The organism is Natronococcus sp. A-GB7, assembly GCF_029688865.1.
Lineage (GTDB): Archaea > Halobacteriota > Halobacteria > Halobacteriales > Natrialbaceae > Natronococcus.
This window is the reverse complement of sequence record NZ_JARUKV010000065.1, coordinates 1-3,427: the sequence shown is the minus strand read 5'-3', so window position 1 is coordinate 3,427 and position 3,427 is coordinate 1. Positions and strand designations below refer to the sequence as shown.

At 53.8% G+C, this 3,427-nt stretch carries 3 protein-coding genes; all 3 read left to right on the top strand.

All coding sequences use genetic code 11. From position 1 onward, the window contains the following. Positions 1-336: hypothetical protein (locus QA609_RS24530; RefSeq protein WP_278305243.1), on the top strand; the 336-nt coding region annotated here is incomplete at its 5' end. Between the two features lie 1,623 nt (positions 337-1,959). Then, positions 1,960-2,421: a ribbon-helix-helix protein, CopG family gene (locus QA609_RS24525; protein ID WP_278305242.1), complete on the top strand. Its 462-nt coding sequence runs from the start codon at positions 1,960-1,962 to the stop codon at positions 2,419-2,421. Then, entirely contained in the window at positions 2,418-3,047 is a 630-nt protein-coding gene (locus tag QA609_RS24520; RefSeq protein ID WP_278305241.1) for a hypothetical protein, read from the top strand. The genes QA609_RS24525 and QA609_RS24520 overlap by 4 nt, the downstream gene beginning before the upstream one ends. Positions 3,048-3,427: the final 380 nt, after the last annotated feature.

Below are 3,427 nucleotides of genomic sequence, written 5' to 3'. Positions count from 1 at the left end.
CCACCACCCGAGAGGGTGAATCTCTCAGGCTACCAAAACAAACGTCTCTGGTCGTCGGCTCTACCGGCCGACGTCGCCTACTACACTAGCTGCAGCTGTAGGAGGAAGCCCCTTGAATACAGAATTAGTGTTACTGTATCTAACACTAATTCGGAGCCATTGTTCTCGTTCCCGCTCACAACAGGTGTGAGAAACCTCGATGCACTCTCATGGTGGCTTGCTGGGCTGTGGTCACTCTCGTTGGCTGTCGTGTATACCCCGAGTGCCGGATGGGCAGATGCCCGGAACGCGCAGCGCAGCGAGCGCAAGCCCGGAATGCAGGGAGCGAAGCGATAGCGAGCGACCGGCCTCGTTCCGGCCAGCGAGGGGTTTCCGTAACACGCTCAAACTGAGTTGATGAATGAGTACTTTCTCTGGTATGTCCACCGAACTACCGCCCATTGGTATGTCTATATTAGTTAGCAAAATACAGCGTAACATTCTAGTTGCTAGACCAAATTGGAACACAATGTAGCACAATGTGGTATGAAAACGCAAGACGGCGATCGAATTGGGTCGTTTCTAAATTGCATTTTAACTTGCCTATTGCTTCAGCACCCGCCAAACGCCTCCCTGTCCCCGCCCTACATACCCCAGATTCGAGACGCTAAGTGATGGGACCCTGTGCCGTGATCAACCCATCTTTCTATGTTACTGAATCCGAGAAGAAACAACTATAGGCTGAAGTAGATTCCGCTGATGAGATTCTCTCCAATTACCTCTACAAGCTCATCCAGTAACAACGTCAATCTAAGGAACTCGACAAGAGCGCAACCGAGCTTGATCCTGAGGAACGGATTGAAGCCATGATTACTGAGGCTACTGATACCCTCGAGGAAACCGCGGCTGACATTTGGGATGTCTACGCCGCGCCGGCGTCTACCTGATCGTGAACTTTCGACTCTTATAGCGGCAATTCGGGGCTCCAGAGCCGTGGGGTCGGCGGAGATTCCTCTCGAGTGTCGACAAAATTTCGCACCCTGCTCGAGCAACACGACCCGCTCGAGGGGATGCCGATCTCGAAGGGATCGACGACAAAAATGCAACAGTGCCCGGAGAGAGTTTTCTTGACTCGCTCAACGTGCGAGCACACCCTCGCGACCAACTCCGAAAATTCGGAAACATCGACTGATCCCGCGCTCGCTTTTCTCCGTCGCCGGCGCCCTCGTTTTCACTTTCGAGCAGGTGATACTTTCTGATCCCTTGTTTTGCCTGGCCTATCCTCCCGGTGGTTGGTTCAACCAACGCAATGTATTCGCTTGAAAGGATAACCAAGCATATTCTTAACGTCCTATGGTTTGTTATGGTTGCTATAGGAGTGCCTAAGAAAAGCGAGGGGTCGGTCTCAGTCAAGAATGTCCGCAACTGGCTTGGTGGCATTCGGTGATCACTCCTCGAGGCACTTCGAGCCGTCGGTGATGGAGGGTAACACGTCGACGGTCAAACAAGCAACCGACGTGGAGATCCTAGAGGTAGCACTCGCTATCACTCCGGGTGGCTTCGAGGCAAGGACCTAATTTGAGAGGTCGATCGGGAAGCCGTCGGTCGTGTTCGGGACGCTATCGTTTGGTCGCTGATCGACGCCGGATAGCAACTGCTCGAGGCAATCGACGAGGAGCTGAGTCGGGAGGATTGGCCGCAAATGATCGAGGGGCTGAACGACTGGATTGACGAGTTGGAGAATGACCTCGAAACCATAAAGAGAGAGTTCGATCGTATGGCTAACCTCGTTGAATATTACCATGAACGCTTAGAATCTCGAGAGTAGCCCGCTCTTGTCGCTCTCTTTTTTACTTAGCAGGGGAGGTCCGCCGCCGATGAACAAGGTTGTCCTCAACGGTGAGCCGATCGCGTTGTCTGCCGGACGGCTGACGCCTGTCTGACTGAACACTAAGCGAATACGCCCGTATTCGGGGAGGTATGGAAGCGATTACGCTTCGGCTCGAGGCGGATACACTCGAATCGATAGACGACGAGGCTATCGAACACGAACTTTCTCGCTCCGAATACATCCGTAACATCATCCGAACACGCGACGAAAGCGACCAACTACGGGACGAGCACGAGCGAATACGGGCCGAATACGAACGACAGGTTAGTGAACTCGAGCGCGAACGCGATCGCCTGGAGCGAAAGCTCACCGCGACAAACAGCCGGAACGACGATGTCACCGAGTTGGTCGAGTACGTCGAGGAGCAGCGCGAACTCGAGCGCTACCGGGACCGCCGCGAGCGTATGATCGATCAGGCCGGTGTCCTCACTCGAGCGAAGTGGTGGCTCACCGGCGTTCCGGTTGACGACCGTGGCGACCGCGGGGACGTCAACGCCGCCGGAAGCGAAGCACAAAAATCATCAGCCAAGTCTGAGACGAGAGACGTATGACCGGCACGGGTACACCTTCGCCTCCCACCGGATACGACGTTTCGAAACCCGTGCATGCCGGGGGATCGGACTGTCATATCACAGTTGGGTTCGATAAACAGCTGGCCCATATCCCGCGTTTTCTCGTTCAATTTCACTATCAGACAGACACCAACCCAGTACGGTGGGATGCAATTGCCCGGATAGATCACAATGAAACGTCTGTAATGGGTCACGACGTCTACAAAGAGGGGCTTCACGTAGATGTTGACCGACGCTCGAGTGAAGAGGTTCACCTGATGCTTGCACACAGCCCTTTGCCACCGAACCGGGGGAAGGTTATTCGAGGGTGTGTTGACTACTTTCGGCAAGAGAAAAGCTACTTTATCGACGTCTACGAGGAGCGGATAGTACCAGGCGGTCCGCCGAAGTGGTCAGATGGCGGTAAAAACACCTATAACTTTATCCGTCGGAATACGATAGAAGAGAACATGAGCCAAGAATCGCCTATCGAAGACTCTCTTTCGCCCGACGAACTTACCGAATTGCTTGCCGACGCGACCGGTACCACAGCGGAGGAAATCGACGAAGGTGCATCCGACCTCAAGATTGCCTCTCCAGAGGGGGCAACTGTTGTAGACGAGTGACTTTTCTTTAAGTGCTTCTGGCAACAAGGTGGAGATATAGCAGGGAGTCGTTCTCTCGTGATTCAGTTTTCGTAGCGTGAGCTGTCGTCGGCATCCCAACAGCGAGCCGTATGTTTATACTCGAAGAGCCGCGGCCACGATCGACTGAGGCACAGTACTCGACGCGAAGACTTCGCGATCATCGGGGAGTACGGGCTCAGCCGACAGATATAGAATTTGATCTGGCTCGCCCACGCTAGTAACACAAGAGGAGCCACATGATCGAAACGGGCTTTTCAATATCAGCGTTGTCAATGTTGCCGAGGTCTTGTGGAGTGATCAGAGGGTGCCATAGAAAGGCTTGCGTATCGATTGTGTTGATCTCGGCGAGCGTTACACAC

Coding starts and splice junctions, on each gene's coding strand:
- QA609_RS24525 (WP_278305242.1), top strand. CDS start 1,960: ATGGAAGCGATTACGCTTCGGCTCGAGGCGGATACACTCGAATCGATA.
- QA609_RS24520 (WP_278305241.1), top strand. CDS start 2,418: ATGACCGGCACGGGTACACCTTCGCCTCCCACCGGATACGACGTTTCG.